Genomic DNA, 24,690 nt, shown 5'->3' on the forward strand with positions numbered 1-24,690 from the left:
GATTGACCTGCCATCCAGTATAGGCCGGGGATAAAACCCTAGACGGAGCCGACTATCTGAAGCGCGCGGGTCGCCTCCCTTCCCTCACAGCTGGACCGGCGCCGCGCCGTCCAGGTACTCGGCGTACACCAGGTAGCGCAACGGGCCGCGGGGATCTATCGCACCGAAGGGATAGCAGGTCACCAGCAGCAGCCCCGGCTCGGCGAAAACCGGCAGCTGTTCGCGACCGCTGTCCACCACCCGGGTCTCGCTGACCCTGTAGCTATGCCAGCGGCCGCGATTGTCCTGCAGCTGAATCGGTGCGCCGGGTTTGAGTTTGCCCAGGTCGCCGAAATGGGTATCGCGGTGGGCGGCGATCACCGTGGTGCGCGGCTCTCCCGGCGCGCCGGAGATTGCCAGCATTCCCGGGCCGAAGGCCAGCGCCTGGCCGCTGCCGCCGGCCAGTACCATCAAGGATGTTTGCTGATCCAGCTGCAGTTTCGCCACCGGCCAGGTGTCCGCCCAGGGCCAGGGCTTCACTTCGACGCCCGTCTGCAGCTGCTCCTCCCAGGCATCGCTGATCAGCACCTGTGCCAGCTCCGCCTTGGCCAGCAGCCAGGCGGCGCCGCCCAGCTGCCAAATCCCGGCGGTCAATAGGATGCCGGACAGAGCCGCGCGCAGCATTAGCGAGTCCTCACCAGGCTACGCTCCTGCGGCAACCGGACCCGGCGCAGATCAGGCAGCAGTTTTCGCAGCCAACGGCGCAATTGCCGCGACAGACCGCACCGCAACGCCCGTCCGCGGCACAGCAGCCCGCCTAAGCTCAATAGGGCCGCGGCCATCAGCAGTTGCGCGTTGAGACCGGCGGCGGTGCTCGGGTAGGTCTGACGCTGCAGTACCTGACCGCGCGCCACCACATTGGGCACCGGGCTTTTGGAGAGCCCTTCCCCCTGCGGCCGCACCACTTTTTCCTCCACCGCGACAAAGCTGGTGTAAGGACTTGCCAACTGGTGATCCAGTGCCAGCTGCAATACCTGCTCGCGCAGCGACTGCCCGGCCTCGCTGGATTCCCCCACCGCCAGTTGGCGGTCGCGCAGCGACTCTATTTTGCTGCGCGCCCAGACGCTTCCGATCCCGCGGCCGACATCGGACCCGCTTTTCTTCAGAGCCAGGCGCAGCTGGAACTGCTTGCCCGCCTGTCTTCCGCGCAACTGCACCTCACCGCTCAGCCCGGCGCCCCCGATCTTCGCCACCAGTTGTATCGGCTCACCGCGGTAGAGGTCGGGAATTCTTTTCGGGTAGGCGTCCACCACCAGTCCCTGGGGCCAGGTGATCTGCAAATCGGTGGCCAGCGGGTTTTCCAGCTTGGCAAACAGCGCCTGCATTTTCTCCTGCACCTCGCCCAAATCACCGATGGTGACGGAGGCGCCGCGGCCAAACTGCGCAGCCTTGCGCATGAAGTGACTGTTAGGGGCCGAGCCGATGCCAACGGTGAACAGGCGCGCGTTGGCGAGCGATTGCTGGATCAGTTCGAATAGCGCACGCTCGTTGCCCACCGCGCCGTCGGTGATAAACACCACCTGCCGCACAAGATTGTCGTCACCGGGCAGCTGCTGGCTCAGCGCCAGGCGCAGAGCCGGCGCCATCTCAGTGCCGCCACGGGCCTGTAAGTTCTCCACCTGGGCGCGGGCGTGCCGAATATTGACCGGGTCCGCAGCGACCGGGCGCGGGAACAGCGCGCGGGTGTTGCTGTTGAATTCGATCACGTTGAAGCGGTCCCCCGGCTGTAGTCGCGACAGCGCCAACAGCAAACTCTCCTTGGCCTGGCGAATCGAGTTGCCGCCCATGGAACCGGAGGTGTCGATCACATAGACAACTTCCCGCGGCAGGCGCCGCACCTTTCCCGCCCTGTCCGGCGGCAACAGCAACAGCTGCAGGTAAGTACTGGCCCGCTTCTCTCCATCTTCTCCGTCCGGTGCCATTCCCTGTTCGGTAAACAGCGCCGCGCGGGGCATAGCTGACGCGCGCGGGCGCCAGCGCAGGGCGAAATCCCGGTCCATGGCCGCACTGCCGTTGCGCAGGGTGACGAAATAGCTTCCGCCGCTGTGCTTTTTGAAATCGATATCGTGATAGGGGCTGGTGATATCTGCCAAGGGCAGCCCGCCGTCCAGTTTTACCTCGACGGAAATTTTGTGGCTGCTGTTTGCAGTCAGCTCTGCGGCCGGTTGCGCAAAGCTGTCGGGAGGCATTTTGGGCGACTTTACGCTGCCCCGAAGGGTGGATTCCACTGGTGGAATCCACATAAATGGAGTGATCTTATCTGCGTCCGGCACTTGGTTCGTGGGAAGAGCCCAGCCGTCACCATCGACCGACAGCTCGGTTTCGGCATCTTCGATCACCTTGCCGGGAATATAGCGCGGTGTCAGTGTGGTGGGCAGGCGCAGGCTGAAAGTGCCGCTGTCGTAAGCCACCGGCTGCAGGTAGCGGATATGCACGCGAATGGTTTCACCCGGGGCGATATTCGCCACTTTGTTGGTAAACAGATTCGGGCGCTGCTGCTCCAATAGCGCGGCGCGCTTGCCGGCGGCGCGGGCAGCCTTGTAGATCTGCGCGGCCTGCTCGCGCTCGCGCACCTTGCCGACGATACGCCGTTCGCCCACCTGGATTTCCAGGCCGTTCACCGCCGCCTGTTCCGGCAGTGGCAGTACGTACACCGCCTCCTGCCACTGGTCGCTGCGGTTGGCGAACGCCTGCTCCAGCTGCACTTCCGCCACCAGTCCGCGAACCTCAATACGCGCATGACTGGCCAGATGGACTGCCGGTGTATAACGGCCCTGCTCCGCGCTGTTAAACAGCAGGTCCCCGCTTTCCACGTCGTCCAGAGTGACAGCCTGTTCCGCCCGCGCGCCCACCGCGGCGATAAATACCGCCAGCGCGGTAACCAGAAACAGCAGCCAGCGGCTGCGCTTTCCCCCGCGGTAGCGGCGGCGGTAGTATTCCTCGGTCGGTAACACCAGCAGTTCGCGCGGTATGCGCTGGCCGGAAAAAAGTGCCCTGTTCACTTGCATCCCTCCATATTTGTTTCGTTCTGAAGTGGATTAAAAAGGGGCAAGCGGGCGGAAACGGGTTTGGATAGCGGCGGGAAGAAGGGGAATTGTGGCGAATTCTGGCAGCGGATTGCCGCTCGGTGGATCATTGATTTGTAGGAGCGGGCCATGCCCGCGATGGGTGTTTGCCGTACCCTTGATCGCGGGCATGGCCCGCTCCTACAGGGGAAGTCCCGGAGGGTTAGGGATTTTCCACGTTACCGGGCACAAAAAAAACCGGCGCAAGCGCCGGTTTTTGTGCAGATTATCTGATCAGGCCCTAATCAATCAAACCATAGTCGTTACGCAGCACCTCGATCAGTTCCGCCTTCGGGTTTTCGGAGAGTTCCAGTTTCCCGCCGATAATCTTTTCCGCAATCCCTACATAAGTATCGGATACATCCATCAGCATGGATGCCGGCAGCTCGTTGTCGCGGGCCAGGGCCTGGCGCTCGTCCATGCGGTCCTTGTTGAGCAGGATATCCGGGTCCGCGAAGTGGCTCAGCAGCGCCTGGCGGAAACCCTCTTTCGAGTTTTCCACTACCTTGCCAGCGCGGTACTGTTCGCCATCCCAGATACGGGAGGAATCCGGGGTGCCCACCTCGTCCATATAGATCAGCTTTTCCTCGCCGTTGGCGTCGGTGACGTAGCCGAACTCGAATTTGGTGTCGACGAAGATTTGGTCGAGTTTTTCCAGTTCCTCGGAGATCACGTCGAAGCCCTCTTTCAGCAACTTCTCGTAGAGCTCGATATCGTCACGGCGGCGGAAATTGAAGGCCTCGAAATTATCTTCAATGTTGCCGCGGGTGATGTTGACGTCGTCCGCCTCCGGCACGCCGGGGATGCCCTTGAGGATCCCCTTGGTGGATGGGGTGATCAGCAATTCCGGCAGCTTCTGGTCCTTCTGCAGGCCGTCGGGAATTTCGATGCCACAGAACTCGCGCTCGCCCTTGGCATAGGCACGCCACATGGAGCCGGTGATGTACTGGCGGGCGATGGCCTCGATCATCACCGGGCGCGCCTTCTGCACTATCCATACCAGCGGGTGGGGAATGTCGAGGATGTGGCTGTCCGCCAGGCCGTTGTCCCGGAACAACTTGAACCAGTGGTTGGAGATGGCGTTCAACGCCGCCCCCTTGCCCGGCACGCCGCGCATGCCGCCCTCACCGGTCCAGATACAGTCGAACGCGGAGATGCGGTCGGAGATCACCATCACCGCCAGCGGCGCATCCGGGGCTACAGGGTAGCCCTTTTCCTGTATCAGGCGGCGGCTGTCGGTCTCGGTTAGCCAGTAGACGGAGCGGACTTTGCCGCTGTGGACGGGCTTGTCGGTGCGAATCGGCAGGTCGTCGTTGACCGCCAGTACTTTGTCGGCAAGGCTCATGGATCTATACCTGTTCAGGGGCTGCCAGAGAGAAAGCGCGGGATTCTAGCAAAAGCGCTCCAGCGCAAACAGAGCCCCGCGCTTATGGTTGATCGCCGCCGTTCTCCGCCATCTCCCTGGCCTCCCATTCGGCCTGGTGACCGGCAGTCGGCCAGGCGTTCATGATTGCCTTCAGCAGAGTCGCCAGCGGAATGGCGAAGAAGACGCCCCAGAAGCCCCAGATGCCGCCGAAAAACAGTACCGCGAGAATAATCGCCACCGGGTGCAGGTTGACCGCCTCGGAAAACAGCAGCGGCACCAGCACGTTGCCGTCGAGCAGTTGGATAATGCCGTAGGCCAGGATCAGGTAGAAGAACTCGCTGCTCCAGCCCCACTGGAACAGCCCGATGGCGGCCACTGGGATGGTCACCACTGCGGCACCGATATAGGGGATCAACACGCTGAGCCCCACAGCCACCGCCAGCAGCAGCGCGTAATTGACCCCCAGCATCAGGAAGGCGGCGTAGCTGACCACAGCGACGATGGAGATCTCGATCACCTTGCCGCGCACGTAGTTGGCCACCTGGTCGTTCATCTCGTGCCAGATCTGGCGCAGCATGGGCCTACGATTGGGCAGGAAAGAGACACACCAATTGATCAGCTTGTCGGAATCCTTGAGAAAGAAGAACACCAGGATCGGCACCACCACTGCGTAGATCAGCACCGCTGCCAGCACCGGCAGGTTGGCGAGGGAGAAGGTCACCAGGGTCTGGCCCACCGAGCCCAGTTCACTGGCCAGGGTACTGAAGATATCGTCGATCTGCTCCGCGGAAACCAGCCGCGGGTAGCGCTCCGGCAGCAGTAGCAGCAACTGCTGCCCCCGCTCGATCATATTCGGCAGTTCCGCAAACAACCGCACCAGCTGGCGCCAGATGATCGGCAGCACCACTAGAAACAGGGCCACGATAGTGCCCACCAGGACCAGGCAGGCCAGGGTTACCGCCAGCCAGTGGGGCACCTTCCATGAAACGAGCCGCTGCACCATACCCTGCATCAGGAAGGCGATGATCAGCGCCGCCAGCACCGGGGCCAGCACCTGGCCCAGGGTCGCCAGAACCACTAGGGCCGCCAGCATCAGCAGCACCAGCAGCACTACCTCTTCCTGGCTGAAGTAGCGGTTTACCCAGTTTCGGACTATCGCCAGCATAATTTCAGGTGTCTCGTCTTATCCAGTAGCTGAATACCCCGCCCCGCTGCTCCGCGCGCAGCAGCGGCCGGCGGCTCAGTTCGGCGTAGCTGTGGAAGTCCCGCCAGGAACCCGGATCTGTGGCCAGCACCCGCAGCAGCGTACCGGCGGGCAGTTCACCCAGGGCCCGGCGCATGGCCAGCAGCGGCTGCGGACAGGTCAGCCCGCGGGTGTCCAGGGTGTGCGCGGCATCCCAGTCCACGTTTTGTGTCTGTACAGTTCCGGTCATCGTCTCGGTCGAGAATCGGCAGTGCGGCGGATTATAGCCCGGATGTTGTATGAAATGCCGCGTCCCTTTATTCGTCTATCCGCTCGCCCGCCAAGGGGTACGCCCTTGGGCCCGGAGTCACCGTTCACAAACAACAGAACCTTTTCCCCGCCCTCTTGGTCAAAACCTCGACAGCTCGCCGAGGTTCCGTATAGAGTTGTCTTAGATCTTTTCTTGACCAAGCAGTAGCCACAGATGATCGATCACCAACAGAAAAACTCGCGGCGTTCCCCTTCCCGCCGGCACCTCGGCAGCGGGCTGGCGATCCTGGGTCTGGGCTTGTTGCTCGGCGCGCCGCTGGCGGCAGTCGCCGACGACGGCCAGATCCTGTTGCCGGAACTGGGCGACAGCAGCAGCGGTGTGGTATCCCGAACACGGGAGAAGGAACTGGGGCAGATGTGGCTGCGCATGTTCCGCAGCCAGGTGCGCACCTCCAACGACGCGCTGCTGCAGCAGTACGTGGAAAATACGGTCAAGAGCCTGTCCGAATACGCCCCACTGGAAGACAAGTCCATCGACGTGGTGGTGGTCAGTAACGACACCATGAATGCCTTCGCGGTGCCCGGCGGCATCATGGGCGTACATACCGGCCTGTTCCTGTTTGCCGAAAACGAAGATCAGTTCGCGTCGGTGATCGCCCACGAACTGGGCCACCTGAGCCAGCGCCACTACGCCCGCTCCCTCGAGGCCCAGCGCAACAGTACCATCCCCACCCTCGCCGGCATGCTCGGCGCCCTGGTTCTCGCCGCCACCGCCGGCGGTGACGCCGGTATCGCGGCGATGACCGCCACCCAGGCCGCCGCGCTGGACAGCCAGCTGCGCTTCTCCCGCCAGAACGAACAGGAAGCGGACCGGGTGGGCATCGAGACCCTCGCCAAATCCGGCCGCAATCCCGAGGAGGCCGGCGAGATGTTCGAACAGATGCTCAGGGCCACCCGTTATTACCGCCGCCCGCCGGAGTTCCTGCTCACCCACCCGGTGACCGAAAAGCGCATTGCCGACGCCAAACTGCGCGCCAACCGCATGCCGGCGGTCGAGACCAGCGACAGCCGTGAATACCATCTGATGCGCGCACGCATCCGCGTGGCCGCCGAAGCCACCCCGCAACAGGCGGTCAAACGCTTCCAGGCGGAACTGCGCGGTATCAGCGACAATGAGGACGCCGCCCGCTACGGCCTGGCGCTGGCGCAGACCGCCGCCGGCAAAATGGACACTGCCCTGGAAACCCTGCAGCCGCTGCTGGACAGGGAGCCGGACAAGGCGGCCTTTGTATTGGCCCGCGCGGATATCGACCTGGCCCGCCAGGATTACAACAGCGCCACCAAGCGCCTGCGCAAGGCGCTGGACAGGAACCCCGGCGATCACGCCCTGACCATGGGTCTGGCCAACGCCCACTTCAAGGCGGGCAACTACCTGGCTGCGGAGCGCATCCTCGAAAGGCACAGCCGCGTGCGCAAAAAGGACCCGGCGGTCTGGTACCTGCTGGCGGAGACTCACGGCCTGGCCGGGGACATCGTCGGTGTACACGAGGCGCGCGCCGAGTACTACATTCTCAACGGCGTCTTCGACAAGGCCCTGCAGCACCTGCGCCACGGCATCCGCATGGCCAAGGACGACTACCAGACCCACGCGATCCTGGAGCAGCGTATGAAAGATGTGATCAAGATGCAGGAGAAGGCCAAAGAGCTTTAATGCGGAATGGTGAGTGAGGAATGCGGAATACGCGGGCCGGTCTATTGCCGCCGGAACGTTTCGCCGCCGCGCTCCCGCATTTGTAATTCACTGAAAGATTGATCGCGGCCAACGGCCGCTCCTACAGGCACCCTGTAGCAGCCTGCTTGCAGGCGAAACGATCAGGACTCCGTAGCCATCCGCTGGCAAGGAAGCTCCATTCCGCATTCCGCATTCCGCATTCCGCATTCCGCATTCCGCATTGATGAGGCACATCCCTGTGCCTCACCCGCTTCGCGGGCAGCCTTCGGCTGTCCAAATTTGTTCCATACAAATTTTTCCGCATTCGATGATCAGTCCAGCGGCTTGCGGAAATCCAGCATCCGCTGCAGCGGCACCATCGCGCGCCTGCCCAGCTCCGGGTCCACGGAGATCTCGTTATCCCCCCGCTCCAGTACCCCGCACAGGGTCTCCAGCGAGTTCATCGCCATCCACGGGCAACTGGCGCAACTGCGGCAGGTGGCGCCGGCACCAGCGGTGGGTGCAACGATCAGTTCCTTGCCCGGGCACTGCTGCTGCATCTTGTAGAAGATGCCCTGGTCGGTGGCGACGATAAAACGCTTTTCCGGGCGGGTTTTCGCCGCGTTGATAATCTGCGAGGTGGAGCCCACCACATCCGCCAGCTCCACCACCGCGGCGGGGGATTCCGGGTGCACCAGCACCACCGCGTCCGGGTAGAGGGCCTTCAGGTCCAACACACCCTTGGCCTTGAACTCCTCGTGCACAATGCAGGCGCCGTCCCACAGCAGCACGTCCGCACCGGTCTCCCGCTGCACATAGCTGCCCAGGTGCTTGTCCGGCGCCCAGAGGATCTTTTCGCCCTGTGCGTCCAGGTGGTCCACCACATCCAGGGCGATACTCGAAGTCACCACCCAGTCCGCGCGCGCCTTTACCGCCGCCGAGGTGTTCGCGTAGACCACCACGGTGCGGTCCGGGTGCGCGTCGCAGAAAGCGGAAAATTCTTCCGGCGGGCAGCCCAGGTCCAGGGAACAGGTGGCTTCCAGGGTGGGCATCAGCACGCGTTTGTGGGGGGTGAGGATCTTGGCGGTCTCCCCCATAAACTTGACGCCGGCGACGATCAGGGTCTCCGCCTGGTGTTCAGCGCCGAATCGGGCCATTTCCAGGGAGTCGGATACACAGCCACCGGTTTCCTCGGCCAGGGCCTGGATCAGCGGGTCCGTATAGTAGTGGGCCACAAGCACCGCGTTCTGCTCTTTCAGCAGGCGCTTGATACGCTCGCGCCACAGCTCCAGCTCCTCTTCGCTGTACTGGTGCACAGCCGGTTCCGCCAGGTGCCCCTGCACCAGTGCGCGCGGATCAACAGCCTCTGCGAGAACTAATTTCTGGCTCATGACTACCTATCAGTTGCGGAAAAGCGCGCATTATAGCGTTATCGCGGCGCTTCGGCTTTCTTCGCCACCGGCAGTTGGGCGTGACCAGAAGGCCACCAGCCGTCAGGCCCTAGATGCGCCAGGATCACGCGACCCGGCTGTCGGCTCTGGGCCCCAGATGGAATTGCTGTATCGCTGTGTCGACGATGTGAGCGCCGATCGGCAGCGCCGAGGTGGCGGCCGGGGACGGGGCGTTGCAGACGTTAATTGTGCGGGCGGTGTTCACGAACAGGAAGTCGTCCACCAGTTTCCCGTCCCGCGAGACCGCCTGGGCCCGCACCCCGGCCGGATAGGGCATCAGGTCCGCCTTTTCGAGCATCGGACAATACTTTTGCACCATTTTCAGGTAACCGCCCTTGAACAGCGAGTTCTTGAGTTCCTTCAGGCCCGGTTTCAGGTTCTGTTTCAGAACTTTCAGGATACCCGGATAGCTCAGGGTTTCGAGGGTGTCCCTCAGGGACAGGTCGGTCTTGCGGTAGCCCTCCCGCTTCCAGGCCAACACCGCGTTGGGCCCGACCGTGACGCTGCCGTCGATCATGCGTGTCAGGTGAACCCCGAGGAAGGGCATCGACGGGTCCGGGATCGGGTAGATCAGGTGGTTCACGATCCGGTTGTGTTCGGGTTTCAGCCGGTAGTATTCACCGCGGAAAGGACAGATGCGGAACGACGGCTCCAGTCCGAGCATGCGCACGATGCGATCGGCCATCAGGCCCGAGCAGGAAATCAGGTGGCGGCCCGCAACGGTATCCCGGTCGCTGTGAATTCGCACTTCAGAGCGAAGCTCCTCGATACCGGTGACCGTGCAACCGAAACGGATTTCGCCACCCAGCGTGCGGAATTCCCGCCCCATCGCCTCGGTGACGGCCCGGTAGTCGACGATACCGCTGGAAGGTACGAGGATTCCCGCCTTCCCGGTGATATTGGGTTCGCGCTCTTCCAGCTCCGCGGCGCTCAGCCAATAGCGCTCCAGACCATTGGCTTCGGTGCGCTCCCACAGCGCCTTCATGCGTTCCACCTCCAGCGCATTGGTGGCAACCAGCAGCTTGCCGCACTCGAGGTACGGGATGCCGTGGCGGTCACAGAAGGCCTTGGTGGCGCGGTTGCCCTCCAGGCAGAACTTTGCCTTCAGGCTGCCCGGCGTATAGTAAACCCCCGCGTGGATCACGCCGCTGTTGTGGCCGGTCTGGTGTTCCGCCAGCCGGGCTTCCTTCTCGAGTACCAGAACTTTTCGATCGGGAAAGGCTTGCTGCAGCTGCATGGCGGTGGACATGCCGACGATACCGCCGCCGATAATGATGAAATCGTACACCCTGACCTCGCTTGTGAATGGATTTGGCCAACGCGGCCCGCCCGGTTTAATTACTCAAGCTTCGGAGTTCGGAGATGGGCCGGGAGGGGGAGCGCTTTCCGGGACACACTGTAAATACATCCCTGTACGCTCGTAATCGACATCCCTGTCTCATACGGTCCCGGAAAGCGCTCCCCCTCCCGGCCTGGCAAGTTCAGTGGCGGTTTCCAATGAACTCCGAAACTTGAGCAATTACTGCAATGGACTGCGCAGAGTCTTGGTATGGGTAAAGTAGCCGCGCTGGCGCATCAGCTCGCGGCGCAGACCCTCGTGGGCCGTGAACCTGTCGCGACCGTGCAACCAGAAGTGGTTGTTGATCAGCAGGAAGCTACCGACGGGCACCGGAATGGACAGCTTCCGCCGGCTGCCTTCCAGGGCATCGGAGAGGTCGGCCAGCCAGGTGCCCTCCGCCAAGTTTTTCGGCTGCACGAATTGATCGATATAGGACATGATGGGGCGGCCCTGGCTGTCGACATCGAACACCGGGTGAAAGACATCCTTTTGGGTATTCTTGCTCGGCGGCGCCGACCAGCGCATGACGCGGTGGGCCATCGGACTGCTGCAGAAACGCTCCAGGTGCTCCCAATCGTCCAGGTGCAGCAGCAGCGAGTTTCCCCCTGCCATGTTCTGCTCGTCGATCTTCAGCATCAGCACGAAATCGGTATCCTGCTCGACGAAGGTACCGTCGTTGTGCAGCTCCATCACCCGGTGCGGTTGACGCAGGTAGCTGTCGGAATTATCGACGTTCTGCACCACAAAGCGCGCGTAGTACTTGCCGCTCATCGCGTCTTGATTGGAGCGTCCGAACAGGTGTGCGACCGCAGTGGTGAACTTCACCATATCTTCCGCCTGTTCGACCCGCTCCAGCCCCCTCGGCTCAACCAGCAGCGCACCGGTGGCGCGGTCGGCCAGCGTCTCGACCAGCAGCGGCTGGAGCTGGTTGCCACAGAGGTCATCCAGGATCTGGCCGGCCCGAAAACGCAGCAGGGATTTGTACTCCAATGCCTGCACCGGATATGGGTCCATGGCCTCGATGAAGCGGTTGACGGTCCCGGGGTTGAACACCAGCTCCAGCAACCGCTTGGAGTAATCGCTCTCTTTTAGGGTAAAACCCTGATCAGCAGATCCATGCCGATTTCCGGCGCTCTGCAGGGCGGCAGCGTGACTCATCTTGGCACCTCGGTTCGTTGCTCGGATATCAACGGGGCAATGTCTTTGTTTTGCAAAAATATCTACATTTTGTAAAAACGTCAACACAATTTGAAAGTACCATTATTATTTGACAGAGTTCGGTGGGTATAATCGGCCCGCTAATAATCCGATCAAGACCTTGTGACAGGCGATAACGATGGAATCTGGGCGACAGAATCAGGCAGTGGTTGCCTATGGGCTGCTCAAACGGGATATTACCAGCGGTCAGTTCCGGCCCGGTGACAAGCTGCTGATGAGCCACCTGAAAGAGCGCTATCAGATAGGCGCAGGGCCGATGCGGGAGGCGCTGTCCCAACTGGTGGCCGAGCGCCTGGTCACGGCGGCCAGCCAGCGGGGCTTCCGGGTGGCTGAAATGTCACTGGTGGAACTGAATGATATCTACGATGCGCGCGCGCACCTCGAGGCGATGATCGTACGCCTGGCTGTCGAGCGCGGTGATGCGGACTGGGAGGCCGAGGTAATCGGCAAGGCCCACAAGGTCGCCAGCGTGACCGAGGTTCACAGTACCGACGATATGATGAACCTCTGGGACAAGCGGCATAAAGAATTTCACAACGCCATTGCCGAAGGCTGCAAATCTTCAAAACTGCTCGAGCTGCGCGCCACCCTTCTGGACCAGGCAGAGCGCTACCGGCAGCTCTGGCTGCGCCAGACGGTCTTTTCAGCCGAAGCGCTGGCGAACAAGCGCCGGGAGCATACGGCAATCGTCGACGCGCTAATGAAACGCGATGCCAAGCGGGCCGAAGCCCTGACTCTGGAGCATCTGCTGACTCCCATCCCCATCATCACCGCAATTGTGCGCGATGCCAGGCTTGTGAACGAATAAGCCGGTAAAAGGCGTATGAGAGGGCGCTGTTCACTTAAGCGGAAAATCCGAGTGTAGGATGGGCAAAGCGTAGCGTGCCCATCGGGGCCTCGAAAGATGGGCACGTCGCATCGCTCCTTTGCCCATCCTACAAACTTCACTTAGTGCCATTCAGCTGTCACCGCCGCGCACCAGACGAACGGCTTTCGGCTTTGCCCGTTCGCCGTAAGTAAAAGCGCCGGTTTCAAAATCGACATGCCACGAATAATGCGTATGGAAATGGGCGGGCGACGAGGACCAGACATCCGAAGAGGCAGTGTTGGGAAAAACCGCCAGATTGATCGCGGGGCCGACGCATTGCAGTTCGACCAGCGTACCCAGCTCGCGGATATTCGGCAGGCGCCAGTCCGTGTGGCCGGCGAAACCGCCTTCACTGTTGAACGTCGATACATAAGCCAGCGCCTCGGCCCAGGTCAACTCCAGGATCTCACCCTCGTCACAGGCTTCGCCCGCGACACCTTCCAGGCAGGCGCGCCACATCAAGCCTGTCTCCCTGTCGACGATCGAGCCATCGTCCTTTTGCTGGTAGCGCGAGGACGGCGCCGTCGCCGCGATATGTTCGGTTTTGCAATGCTGACCGGTCTGCGCCTGGGAGACCGACGCCAGCAACACCAACAGCAATCCCGTTTTTTGCACCATGTCGATAATTCTACAGTCGATCATTCCGCACCCGAACCCCAGTCGATTTTATCGGGGCCGGTATTCCAGTCCCTGACCAATCTCACATGACGGCCGTTATTGCGCGGCATCGGCGCGGAATAGCCAAATTGAAAATTGATCGCCCAGGCCCTTTCCTCCAATTTCGCATCGGCTGAATGGCTCCAGTAAAACCCGCCTTTGGCATTGGGGAAATAGGCAGCATCAACAGCCGGGGAACTGCGCCCGAAGTTCACCAGGGTGGCCAGCTCCGTCAGGGTCGGCACGCGCCAGTCATTGAAGCCGCACAGGCCCTGCCGGTTGATGCGGCTGACGAATTCCTCGATGTTGCAATAGGTGGTGGGCTGGCCTTCGACGTATCCCGTACATTGAGCGTAGCGGCTGTTCCAGTCGCCGATGGCACCGCCATTGACACCTCTCTTTGGGTTATACCAGGTGTACACGTCGTCTGCATCGTGCAGTCCCCGGTTGCCGTAAACGCCGTCGCCCGGCTGCTTGATCTCCCAGCCCAGGCCCGTGATTTCATCCAGCACGCAGTGCCAGGTTTGCGCATCTGCAGACAGCACCTGGCCCTTCTCGCCGATCTTGCGAAAAATAAACCCCGCCGCGCCGTCGGCATCCCTGCCGTGTCTGCAGTCCTGCTGACTCAGGATGTCGGCCGCGACCGTCTCCCCCTCGGGCAGCAGCTCGCGGTTGACGCTTGCGCTGCAATCGTCGTTGACACCTCTAGGATAATCCGCTCCCCAGGTTATACCTGTGTCGTTGAGTCTGCTCTGTGGCGAAGAATGATCCCGGTCGGGTTTTGAGCATCCGCCCTGGCAGGCAATCGCAAACGCCAGAGTGATGATTTGTACGAATTTATTTTTGAACACTTTATTCTTGAGCACCTTGCCGATTTCAAACTGGCCGGAGATACCATCTGTCCCCTCTCCCGGGACACGGGCTGGGCGCCTCCTTAAATACATCCCTGTACGCTCGTAATCGGCATCCCTGCCTCATACGGTCCCGGGAGAGGGGTATCCTTCCCTTCCACCTTATTAGTAAGTCGTCATACCGGCGCAGGCCGGTATCCAGTTCGAGGGCACCTGGATTCCGGCCTGCGCCGAAATGACGCATCTTCTGGAGATGCCCTCAGGTCAAAACCCCCGGAATCACTTCGCTCGCATAACCCTGATATGCCGGATGCTGATCGGCCTGCAGGGCTACCGCCGCGGTGTGTATTTGATGCAAGGGGGTGTAAGAGGCACTCCCGGCATTCGACACGCCGCGCTGGATCACTCCGCCGCCGCCGGCCATGATCAGCGGAACGTCGTTGCTGCCGTGCGCGTCGCCGTTGCCCATGTCGGTGACCTCGCAGACGATAGTGCTGTCGAGCAATCCCCGGTCTCTCAACCGGCCGATCAGGTAAGCCGACAGCCCGCTCAGATGTGCCCGCGTCTCCCGGTAGAAGGGGTAGGTCGGATCGCCGCCGTTGCCCCCGTGTATCGACGAATGATAAGTGTCCTTGAAATTCAAATAGGGCATGGAAAACTCGGCGCCGTCGTTGCCCAGTCCCAGGGAACAGGAGGCGGTCAGATTGCACTGCAAGGCCAGCGCAATAATATCCGCCTGCAGTTCCGCCTGTTGTTGAAAAGTGGAAAATTCAATCGGGAACTGGGCGGGGGCGGAGGCGGCGTCGCAAGACAGCCCGCCACCGGCCATATCCTGCAGGCGCTGCTGGGTTTCTTCGATGGCCGTCAAATGCGAATCCAGACGCTGCTGTTCGTATGTGCCCAGTTTTGTTTTCAGGGCATTCACCGCCTCCAGATGCGCGTCCACCGCGTTCAGTTTGGGGTCGGCGCCGCCGCCGGGTTGCAGGTTGCCAAACAGCCGGTTGAATGCATTGAACGGGTTGTCTTCAAACGGCACTTCCGAGCCATTGTCTTTGGTCAAGGTGCCGTTGCCGTTGCTGTGTACACCCAGGTTGACGTAGGTGAAAGGTAGGTTCCCGCCGAGGATTCTGCCCATGTTGACGTCAAAGCTGTCGCCGCCCCAACTGTTGTTGATGATGGTCGGCATCACGCCGTGCCCGCCGCGATGATGGTTCATGCTCCTCAGAAAGTTGCACTCACTGGCGACGGAACTGTAGGGCTGGGACATCTCCCCGAAACTGGTCAGATCGCTGTTCGGAAACCAGTACTCGGGTAAGGCGCCGTCGGGCACGTAAATGACAACCGACTTGTTGGGGCCGGTCTGCGCCTCGGCCCAGCGGGAGACCATCATGCCAGTTACCAGCGGCGAGGCCCGCATCAGCCCCTTGGTAATACCTGCGGCGGCGAAGACTTTCAGTAAATCCCTGCGCCTTTTATCGAACACGTTTTTGTATCGCTTTGCCATGACCTGAACCTTTATTGTTTTACACACATAATCGAATCAAGTGCCGGGTTGAGCCGGGTGGCCGCGCCGGTGGGCGCGGCCACGTCGTGCATCAACGCGGCCACTCTTTGCGGTAACGCACCGCTTCCAGTGTGCTCATGTTCTCAAGCATTGTCCGGGGACTTTGCTGCACGAGGGTATCGGTCATATCCAGAATGGTGCAGGTGTAACCGTCCTCCTCGACCGGATCGAGTTCCCGTCCCTGCGGATTGGTCTTGTCGATACTGTCGTGCCCCACGCCGAGCATAAATCGGAACATGTTCTTCGATACGCAGGACTGCGCACTGGGCAGGGTTGCCAGTACCTGGCCCAGCCCCCGGGCCCCGTCGAAGGCGATCCACTCGCCCCGATTGCTTAAAACATCGGGCGCGTACAACTGTCCGCTGGCATCGATTGGGTTGCCGTTCAGATCGACGCTGCGCGGGTTACCGACCGAGTCGAAGTCCTCCATGCCGCCGCCGAGCGGGTTGATCCACTCCTGGTGGCAGTTCAGGCAGGGCGCTACGGACGTCAGGGCCTCGTATTTCATACGGTTGGTGGTCGCCGGGTCGCTGATAAGGTCCGACAATTCCTCCAGGCGCTCCGCGCGGCTTTCCGCGATGCCGGCGGGCGGATCGGGTTGATCCTGGCACAACATGCGGCGGCGCACCCGCACCGAACGCCGGATCGGCGAGGTTTCGACGCGCTCGGCCCAGCGCGCCATAAAGGCGCCGCTGGTGAGGATACCGCCGCGATCGCTGGTGTTGATCCGCTGGAACGAATCGCCCGAGACGCCGCCAATGCCATAGTGCTGCGCCAGCGGCCCGTTGACGAAGGTCCAGTTGGCGTCGTAGAGCGAGGCGAACGACTCGTTACCGTTCAACATGACCTCCGCGAACACTTCGCGAATTTCCTGCTCCATGTGCGGGGCCACGTTCTCGAAGGTGGGCCAGGCAGCCGCATCCTTCGGCGAATTTTCAAGATTGTCGGTATCCAGCCAACTGCCGACGAAGCTACCCATGGTTTCCCTGGCATCGGACATGTTCAACAGCCGCTGCGCTTCCTGCCTGATCTGGGCCGGATCGCGCAACTGGTCGTTGGCCGCCTTCTGCAGCGCGGTGTCGTCCGGCGTGGAACCGGTGAACGAATAACTCAACCAGGTGGCCATTTCATACGAGGTCAACTCGTAGGAATCGGGATCGATTTCGCTGTTGGCCGGATTCGACTCGCCCAACTCGTGGCGGTACAGGAACTGTGGCGAGGACAACATCGCCGTCAACGCCAGTTGGATACCCGAGTGCACGTCGCCGTCGGTGAAGCTGCCGTTGGCCAGTTCTGTGTAGGTCGTCACTTCCTGGCTATCCAGCGGACGGCGGAACACTTTCGGCGCAAACTCGCCGATGAACTGGTCGACGCAGCTCTGGTTGAACGAGTCACAGCTTAGCGCGGGCGAGAAATCGCGGCTCGCCGACCATGCAGCAATTTCCTCGGCCACCGTCAGGTAGCGGTCATAGGTACCGGTTACGACCGACGAATGGGCATTGTTGATGAAGTAGCCGACCCGGCTGTCTTCGGCCAGCCCGTCGGAGGCTGCGAAATCGACCCCCAGCAGGTCCTCAACCGTTTTCTGGTATTCGGACCGCGTCAGAATCTTCAACTGGCGGGCGCCGTAGCGGACGATACTGCAATTGGGCGGCACCTGATCTTCCCAGAAAGTGTCGGCGATATAATTGCCGACCTTCTCCGCACAGTCTGCGCCGCAGAGGGACGGTTGGCCCTGAGGCATCGAGTCCTCGATAAACCCGATCATGAAGTCCAGGTCCTGAGGCTCGTTCAGCGGTATGCCCACCGAACCGCCGTCGGCCGCGAAACCGTGGCAGTCCGCGCAGACAGCGCTATAGATCTCGCCACCAGTCATATTCCCTGTGTCGATGGGGCCGCCGCTACTGGAAGAGCTGGAGCTGCTGGACGACGAGCTCGAACTGCTGCTCGATGAGCTGCCCGGGCCGCTGCAGTCCGGTACGACGAAGCTGCCGTCGTGGTCGCCCTGGAAACCGAACGACGTACTGCCGCCGGGCGAGAGGTTGCCGTTCCAGCCGACGTCGCCGGCCGTGACCGTGTTGCCCGAGACGCTCAAATTCACATTCCAGCTGCCGGTGACTTGCGGTGGTTCACTGAACTGAAGCGCAATCTCCCAGCTGCTCACCGCGATGTTGCCGCCGTTGGTCACGGTGACATCCAATTGGTATCCGTTGTTCCAGACATTCTGGCCGGTGATCGAACAGCTTACGCCACCGCCACCGCTGCTGCCGCTGGACGAATTGCTGGAACTCGAGCTGCTTGAACTCGAAGTGCTGCTTGATGAGGAACTGCTGCTCGACGAGGAACTGCTCGACGACGAGCTGGAGCTGCTGGAATTATTGCCCCCCTCCGCAACTATCTGGTGCAGCGTGCCCCCGATAATATCCACCAGGTAAACTTCGCCGCTGTTGGACTGGCCGAACGAGGCGATGCCCATATTCGTATCCGCCAGTTGGTACATGGCATCGGTGTAGGCCCAAACCCTGCCGCTCTGGTAATCGCCGAAGACATAGGCGCCGTCCATGCCGGCGATTTGCGACCCGCGGTAGACGTAACCGCCGGTGATCGACTGCCCCTGGCCGTGATCGTATTCGAACAGGGGATCGTCGTAGGGGCCGCTGCCGTTGCAGCTGTTGGAAGTGGCGTGGAAGCCCTCCCGGCAGCGCCAGCCGTAGTTGCCGCCGTTTTCAATAATATTGACTTCCTCGTACAGCGCCTGGCCGACGTCGGCCAGCCACAAGTCGCCGGTGAGCTTGTCGAAACTCCAGCGCCAGGGGTTTCTCAGGCCATAGGCGTAGATCTCCGGCAGGCCGCCGCCGCCCGCGAAAGGGTTGTCCGGGGGAATGCTGTACGGCGAACCGCTGTCGACGTCGATCCTGAGCATGGAGCCGTGCCAGGTGCTGGTATCCTGGCCGTTGGCCTCGGGGTCGTTGGCCGAACCGCCGTCGCCGAAGCCGATATACAGGTAACCGTCGGCCCCGAACGCGATATTGCCGCCGTTGTGGTTGGCGAAGGGCTGCTGCAGGGTGAGGATGTCCTGGCGCGAACTGGCGTTCAGGCTAGCTCCGCCCGGGTTCTCCGTATATCGCGCGATCACCGACATCATCTGGCCCGAGCCCGGCACGGTAAACGACAGGTACACCACGCCGTTGGACTGATAATCGGGATGGAAGGCCACCCCCAGCAAGCCGCCCTCGCTCGCGGTATCGACCACCCCGGACAGGTCCAGGTAGGTGTTCTTGGTGGAAGTGGAGTTATCGGTGGCGTCAATCCAGTAGAGCACGCCGGTTTTCTCCAGCACGTACCAGCGCGAATCGTCGCCCGGCGCCTGCATCAAGCCGAGCGGCTGACTGAAGGTCAGGTTGGGGAATACCCGTTCGATTTCCACCACCGGAGGCGGGCCACTGGGACCGCCGCTGGTCGAGGAGCTGGAACTGCTCGATGAGGCGCTGCTGCTTGATGAAGAGCTGCTGCTGGAAGAGCTGGAACTCGACGACGAACTCGAACTGGAGCTTGAACTGCTGCCGGTGCCCCCGCCATCACAAACCGAACCGGTCACAGTCGGCGTCGCAGCGCTGGACGAGCCATTGTCCACCTGCAGTCCGAACTCGGCAGACTGCCCCGGCTGGATGCTGCCGTTCCACGACAAGTTGCTTGCGGTGTATGGGTTACTGCCCGATACGTTGGCGTTCCAGCTGCTGGTCACGACGGTACCGTCACCGTATTCCCAGTTGACCTCCCAGCCGTCGATGGCACTGGAGCCGTCATTGGTGATGCGGATACCGGCCTGCGCGCCCGAGCCCCAATCGTTGACCACGATGTACTCGCAGGTCGCTGCAGTCGCTGCCTGCATCGAGCCCCAGACGCACAAGAACAGAAATAATGATGAGATTTTCAAGGCGGGGTTTTTCATTATTGTTTCCTGCACCATCAAGATGTAAATGGATGCCACCATCTCCCGGTGGCCCTGCTTGGGAATTCCCGGAGATTTGACACTTTGGTGTAGAGACGGTCGGACGGATACCGACAGCTTCGCTCTACCAGCATGGGGTGCGGAAAATAACTGTGGGGTGTTGGCTGCTTATGAAACAGCTCTATACCCTCATTTTTTTGTTTTATCGCGTTTATTTTTATTCTCAGCTCATGCCCGGGCGCCGCTTCTGGATATTGAAACTCAACGCTGTGCCCAACGAGCCGGGTTGCGGAACAATGTAATCGGTTTCATTTTGATCTACAAGCACCAAAATGGAACTTGGCGCCGTTTCCTTCTTTGTCACCACGAACCGGAAAACCCATGAAAATCAATCAGGTAGGCGGGAATGGAAACAGCCGGGCAAAATCTCGAGTTGAAATAGGCGTCAGCGGGCGAACCGAGTGCTGTACTGTCGTGCACCTTTAGACCGCATGACGGAGTGGCTGATAACGAGAGACGACCCGCTCAGAGGATTCCCAATCGGTCGATGGTTTCCCGGACATCGTCCTCCGTTGTCAGCGGATTGATGATGCAGAGACGAAGCACGGTGCGGCCCTTGAGTGAGGTGGAGGACACGCAGGCAAAACCCGAATCCGCCAGCTCCTGGGCGCGCCGCTTGTGGTCCTCCCCGGACTGCCCCTTCAATGCAAAACAGACAACGCCGATTTGCGCCGGGGTTACCACTTCCCACTTGTCCGGTTGCTGTCGCAGGTAGCGCTCGGCGTACTCGGCCAGGCTAATGCCGGTTTGAATCGCCTCGCGAAACCGGCCTACGCCATAAGTGCGCAAACTCATCCAGAGCTTCAGTGCGCGCGAGCGCCGGGTTAATTCGAGGCCCCGATTGCGGAAGTCCACTTCGCCCGCGCCCGCTTCCACATCTTTCAGGTACTCGGGGTTCATGTTGAAGCACTGCTCAAGAGCCCCCTTGCGGATTAACAGGCAGCCCGCGTCATAGGGTTGGAACAGCCATTTGTGCGGGTCCAGTACCAGCGAATCGGCGCGCTCCATGCCGTGCAGGTAGACGCGCCCCTGCGCTGTGAGCGCCGCCGGGGCGCCGTAGGCGCCGTCGATGTGGAACCACAGATTTTCCCGGGCACAGATATCCGCCAGTTCCGGCAGCGGATCGACGGTACCCGCATTGGTGGTTCCCGCGGTTCCGATCACCATAAACGGCCTGTTGCCCGCCTGTCTGTCTTCGGCAATGGCAGCGAGCAATGACTCGACGGGCAGCCTGAGGTGCTTGTCACTTTCCAGGATACGAATATGCTCTGGCGGGAAACCCAGTTCCTTAAGCGCCCGCGGCAGGGACGAATGGGTCTGGTCGCTCAGGTACACGACACCCGTGCCGACGGTGGCTCGCGCCGCGGCAAAGGCGGTGAGGCTGGCCATGGAACCACCGCTGACCAGAACGCCCTCGGTGCCTTCGGGAAGCCCCATCAGCTGGCGCAGCCAGTCGATCACCACCAGCTCAACGGTGGCGGGACCGGAGCCCCCCGCCCAGGAGGCCGCTATGGTATTGAACCCCGTACCCAGCCATTCTCCGAGTACCGCGGCAAATGAGCTGGGGCCGGGTACCCGGGCAAAGTAGCGGGGGTGGTCACCCCGCTGTTGATGGGGAAGCGCCACCTCGGCCAGCAGGGCGAGAGATTCCTCTGCATTTAACGGCTGTTCGGGCAGCGGGCCGCCCAGGGCCTGCCGGAGCTGGTCGGCCTGGCCGGTCAAGATCGCGGGTTCCCGGGTCCTGCACGCCAGCCGATCGACCACCATATCCACCACCCGGTAACCCAGGCGGCGCATCTCTTCGGTTTCCAACCCCAGGGTGTCAGGGGGGTAGCCGGACTCGTTTTCGCTCAGCTTGTCGGTCGCCATCGACTTCCCCCTCACGGCTCGCTAAATATCGAACTCGATGCCCTGGGCCAAGGGCAGTTCTGTTGAATAGTTCACCGTGGAAGTGGCGCGACGCATGTAGCCCTTCCAGGCATCGGAGCCGGACTCGCGGCCGCCGCCGGTCTCTTTTTCACCACCGAAGGCGCCACCTATTTCCGCGCCGCTGGTGCCGATATTGACGTTGGCAATGCCGCAGTCGCTGCCGGCGGCGGAGAGAAAGGTTTCCGCTTCCCGAACGTCATTGGTGAAAATGGCAGAGGACAGCCCCTGGGGAACATCGTTCTGCAGGCGTATCGCCTCCTGCAGGTCGGTGTAGGGATAGACGTAGAGAATCGGCGCAAATGTTTCATGCTGGACCGTTTGCCCGGATTCCGGCATTTCGACAATCGCGGGCTGGACGTAATAGGCCTCGGGGTATTCGTCGGACAGAACCCGCTCTCCCCCGGTGACCTTGCCGTTCGCCACTCCCTGCAGAGCAGTCTGCATATTGTCGTAAGCGGTCCGGTCGATCAGCGGTCCTACCAATGTACCGGCATCCAGCGGATTGCCGATCTCAACACTTTGATAGGCCTTTTTCAGGGCCGGGACCAGCTCTTCGTAGATGGATTTGTGCACCAGCAGGCGGCGCGTAGTGGTGCAGCGCTGCCCCGCGGTGCCCACGGCGCCGAACAGGATCGCACGCACGGCCATATCCAGGTCGGCGGAGGGGCAGACGATAATGGCATTGTTACCGCCAAGTTCCAGAATGGAGCGGCCAAAGCGCTCGGCCACCACCGGGCCCACCTTCCGGCCCATGGCCGTACTGCCGGTGGCACTGATCACCGGTACCCGCTTGTCCGCGGTCAATTGGGCGCCGATGTCGGCCTCGCCGATCAGCAACTGGGACAAGCCGTCCGGTACACCGCCCACTTCCCGGGCGGCATCCTCAAAGAGTTTCTGGCAGGCAACCGCGGTGATGGGCGTTTTCTCTGAGGGCTTCCAAATGACACTGTTGCCGCAGACCACCGCCAGGGCGGCATTCCAGCTCCAGACTGCGACGGGGAAGTTGAACGCCGAGATAATACCCACGGGACCAATGGGGTGCCAGGTTTCACTCATGCGATGACCCGGGCGTTCAGAGGCGATGGTCAACCCGTGAAGCTGGCGGGACAGGCCCACAGCGAGGTCGCAGATATCGATCATCTCCTGCACTTCGCCGAGGCCTTCCTGGTAGATCTTGCCGCACTCGAGGGTGACCAGTGCGCCCAAGGCCTCTTTGTGCTCCCTGAGCTTGTTGCCCAGCACGCGAATCAGCTCACCGCGTTTGGGGGCCGGTACCAGCTTCCACTGCTGGAACGCTTCTTGGGATTTTGCAATGATGGCATCCGCCTGGACAGCGCTATGGGCTGTTACACGGCCGATTTCCCCACCGTCGATTGGGCTGGTCACACTGAGGTCACCCTGGTTCAGTGCGCTGGTGTCCAATCCGAGATTGTCTAGAACGTCTGTCAGTTTCACTTTGTTAGTGCCCCCTGAACGGCTTCTGAAAATTCACTCCACCCCCACCTTAAAACTTTCCCAATGGGACTGCCATGGAGCAGCCGTAGTGGAGCACAGGTGCGTCGGAACTGTAAAACAACTATTGCTCACAACTATATGACTAAATTTGGCGAAGACTGACTACCGGGACAGAAGGGAAGACGCTCCTCCTCTCCCGCTATCCATGAGCTTTGGTTACAAGCATGTACCAAATACACGTTACCTCAGGGCGAGTTCACGGTGTAATACTCGCCAGAAATACCACTTTCATCAGCTTCCCAAGGGTGGCGAATAACCCCTGAGTAATAATTAAGGAGTTAGATGTGAATAACCCCACTTTATTAAACAGCCTATGGCGCAGTACCGCCGGCGAGGTCCTCGAGAATACCGCCCTGAATGAAGACCAGGTTGTGGATGTGGTAGTCATCGGGGGCGGCTTCACAGGGGTAACCGCGGCTCTGGAGCTGGCGGAAAGGGGTTCCAGCGTAACCCTGCTGGAAGCCGATGATATTGGTTATGGCGGTTCAGGCAGAAACGTGGGACTGGTCAACGCCGGGCTGTGGATGGAGCCGGAAAAAATAGAAAAAATACTGGGTAAAGCGGCGGGAAAGAAAATCAACACCATGCTGGCGGCAGGGCCGGAGCAGGTATTCTCGAATATCGCCCGCTTCGGGATCGATTGCGAGCTCACCCGAACGGGCACCCTGCACTGCGCCCATTCGACCAGGGGTTTAGCCAATTTAAAGGACCGCTTAAGACAATACCGTGCGAGGGGGTTGAAGGCTGAACTATTGAGCCGGCAAGAGACGGCGGCCAAAACGGGCACCTCCATCTATCGAGGTGCAATCTGGCACCACGATGTGGGAACCATCCAGCCCCTCGCTTATGTTCGCGGCCTGACCCGTGCTGCGGTTTCCGCCGGCGCCTCTGTTTACCAAAACAGTCCCGTCGTATCGATAGAGAGAAAAGGAAGCCGCTGGCGGGTCCGCACTCCAACGAATACCGTGGAGGCCAATGGAATTCTTTTGGCCACCAATGCCTATCATCGGGACTTATTGGTCGGCAACGCCACACCTCAATATACTCCCTTGTACTTTTTCCAGGCTGCGACGCAACCGCTGTCGGCAGAGGCACTGGAGCGCATTCTGCCCGAGCGCCAGGGGTGCTGGAATACCGCGACGATTATGACATCACTCAGGCGCGACGAGGCGGGGAGATTGATTATCGGCGCGGTGGGCAATATCGAAGGCGCCACCAGGGACATCCACTACCGGTGGGCCAAACACAGATTGCGCAAGATGTTTCCCTACCTGGAAGCCGTCGAGTTCGATCACGCCTGGCACGGACGCATCGCCTTTTCGGTGGACCATTTGCCCCATATGGTCAAATTTGGCCCCAACGCATTGAGTATTTTCGGCTATAGCGGACGAGGTATCGGGCCGGGAAGTGTGTTTGGCAAAACGGCTGCCGAGTATTTGCTGGGTGGCAATGAAGAAGTGTTGCCCATCGAGCCCTCGACCGTGTATCGCGAAAGCTTTACCACAGCGAAGAGCCGCTATTATGAGCTTGGCGCCACCGTCATGCATGGATTGACGCAGCTGATATAAACAGCGCAATCAGCCACAAAAAAGTAAACAGACAAATATTCTGCACATTTCCACATTCACCAACTTTACCTCTCCCCGCCAGGA

18 protein-coding genes are annotated in these 24,690 nt (G+C 60.9%); 3 read left to right on the plus strand and 15 right to left on the minus strand.

The genetic code is table 11. The features are described 5' to 3' along the window. Positions 1-84: 84 nt before the first annotated feature. The 6 genes from PP263_RS11195 to PP263_RS11220 form a co-directional block, all read right to left on the minus strand. Complete coding sequence (locus PP263_RS11195; RefSeq protein ID WP_308368533.1) at positions 85-663, minus strand: class GN sortase; 579 nt, start codon at positions 661-663, stop codon at positions 85-87. Then, positions 663-3,041, minus strand: coding sequence for a VIT domain-containing protein (locus PP263_RS11200; protein WP_308368535.1), 2,379 nt, complete (start codon positions 3,039-3,041; stop codon positions 663-665). Before PP263_RS11200 ends, PP263_RS11195 begins: the two co-directional genes overlap by 1 nt. Before the next feature lie 36 nt (positions 3,042-3,077). Further along, on the minus strand, positions 3,078-3,236 hold the full coding sequence (locus PP263_RS11205; RefSeq protein ID WP_308368536.1) for a hypothetical protein: 159 nt from the start codon (positions 3,234-3,236) through the stop codon (positions 3,078-3,080). Positions 3,237-3,345: 109 nt separating this feature from the next. Then, positions 3,346-4,449: a phosphoribosylaminoimidazolesuccinocarboxamide synthase gene (locus PP263_RS11210; RefSeq protein ID WP_308368537.1), complete on the minus strand. Its 1,104-nt coding sequence runs from the start codon at positions 4,447-4,449 to the stop codon at positions 3,346-3,348. 82 nt (positions 4,450-4,531) lie between these two features. Then, on the minus strand, positions 4,532-5,635 hold the full coding sequence (locus PP263_RS11215; RefSeq protein ID WP_308368538.1) for an AI-2E family transporter: 1,104 nt from the start codon (positions 5,633-5,635) through the stop codon (positions 4,532-4,534). Between the two features lie 4 nt (positions 5,636-5,639). Beyond that, positions 5,640-5,903, minus strand: coding sequence for a sulfurtransferase TusA family protein (locus PP263_RS11220; protein ID WP_308368539.1), 264 nt, complete (start codon positions 5,901-5,903; stop codon positions 5,640-5,642). Between the two features lie 234 nt (positions 5,904-6,137). Here PP263_RS11220 and PP263_RS11225 point away from each other — a divergent pair, with 234 nt between their 5' ends. Beyond that, positions 6,138-7,634, plus strand: coding sequence for a M48 family metalloprotease (locus PP263_RS11225; RefSeq protein WP_308368540.1), 1,497 nt, complete (start codon positions 6,138-6,140; stop codon positions 7,632-7,634). 332 nt (positions 7,635-7,966) lie between these two features. Here PP263_RS11225 and nadA read toward each other — a convergent pair whose 3' ends face one another. The 3 genes from nadA to glaH form a co-directional block, all read right to left on the minus strand. After that, complete coding sequence (gene nadA, locus PP263_RS11230; protein ID WP_308368541.1) at positions 7,967-9,025, minus strand: quinolinate synthase NadA; 1,059 nt, start codon at positions 9,023-9,025, stop codon at positions 7,967-7,969. A gap of 124 nt (positions 9,026-9,149) precedes the next feature. Next, positions 9,150-10,373: an L-2-hydroxyglutarate oxidase gene (gene lhgO / locus PP263_RS11235; protein WP_308368542.1), complete on the minus strand. Its 1,224-nt coding sequence runs from the start codon at positions 10,371-10,373 to the stop codon at positions 9,150-9,152. Between the two features lie 231 nt (positions 10,374-10,604). Beyond that, positions 10,605-11,582 carry a glutarate dioxygenase GlaH gene (glaH, locus tag PP263_RS11240; RefSeq protein WP_308363592.1) on the minus strand — a complete coding sequence of 326 codons (978 nt, stop codon included), beginning with the start codon at positions 11,580-11,582 and terminating at the stop codon, positions 10,605-10,607. A 178-nt stretch (positions 11,583-11,760) separates the two neighbouring features. Between glaH and csiR the strand changes: the two genes are divergently transcribed. Then, positions 11,761-12,450, plus strand: a complete 690-nt coding sequence (csiR, locus tag PP263_RS11245) for a DNA-binding transcriptional regulator CsiR (RefSeq protein ID WP_308363593.1) — start codon at positions 11,761-11,763, stop codon at positions 12,448-12,450. A gap of 150 nt (positions 12,451-12,600) precedes the next feature. Here csiR and PP263_RS11250 read toward each other — a convergent pair whose 3' ends face one another. From PP263_RS11250 to PP263_RS11275, 6 genes are all read right to left on the minus strand, one after another. Beyond that, a complete protein-coding gene (locus PP263_RS11250; RefSeq protein ID WP_308363594.1) occupies positions 12,601-13,152 on the minus strand; it encodes a DUF1566 domain-containing protein in 552 nt (183 codons plus the stop codon). Continuing rightward, entirely contained in the window at positions 13,149-14,033 is an 885-nt protein-coding gene (locus tag PP263_RS11255; RefSeq protein ID WP_308363595.1) for a DUF1566 domain-containing protein, read from the minus strand. The genes PP263_RS11250 and PP263_RS11255 overlap by 4 nt, the downstream gene beginning before the upstream one ends. Positions 14,034-14,277: 244 nt before the next feature. Next, a complete protein-coding gene (locus PP263_RS11260) occupies positions 14,278-15,522 on the minus strand; it encodes a DUF1552 domain-containing protein (RefSeq protein ID WP_308363596.1) in 1,245 nt (414 codons plus the stop codon). A gap of 91 nt (positions 15,523-15,613) precedes the next feature. Next, a complete protein-coding gene (locus tag PP263_RS11265) occupies positions 15,614-19,534 on the minus strand; it encodes a cellulose binding domain-containing protein (protein WP_374693659.1) in 3,921 nt (1,306 codons plus the stop codon). A gap of 525 nt (positions 19,535-20,059) precedes the next feature. Continuing rightward, entirely contained in the window at positions 20,060-21,463 is a 1,404-nt protein-coding gene (locus PP263_RS11270; RefSeq protein ID WP_308363597.1) for an aminotransferase class I/II-fold pyridoxal phosphate-dependent enzyme, read from the minus strand. A gap of 21 nt (positions 21,464-21,484) precedes the next feature. Continuing rightward, the gene (locus PP263_RS11275) at positions 21,485-22,978 is read right to left on the minus strand and encodes an aldehyde dehydrogenase family protein (protein ID WP_374693660.1); all 1,494 of its coding nucleotides are present in this window, start codon (positions 22,976-22,978) and stop codon (positions 21,485-21,487) included. A gap of 344 nt (positions 22,979-23,322) precedes the next feature. On the opposite strand from PP263_RS11275, the gene PP263_RS11280 reads away from it, so the two are divergent. Further along, the gene (locus tag PP263_RS11280; RefSeq protein ID WP_308363598.1) at positions 23,323-24,606 is read left to right on the plus strand and encodes an FAD-binding oxidoreductase; all 1,284 of its coding nucleotides are present in this window, start codon (positions 23,323-23,325) and stop codon (positions 24,604-24,606) included. Positions 24,607-24,690 lie beyond the last annotated feature (84 nt).

This window comes from Microbulbifer sp. TB1203, from assembly GCF_030997045.1.
In the GTDB taxonomy this organism is placed as follows: Bacteria; Pseudomonadota; Gammaproteobacteria; order Pseudomonadales; family Cellvibrionaceae; genus Microbulbifer.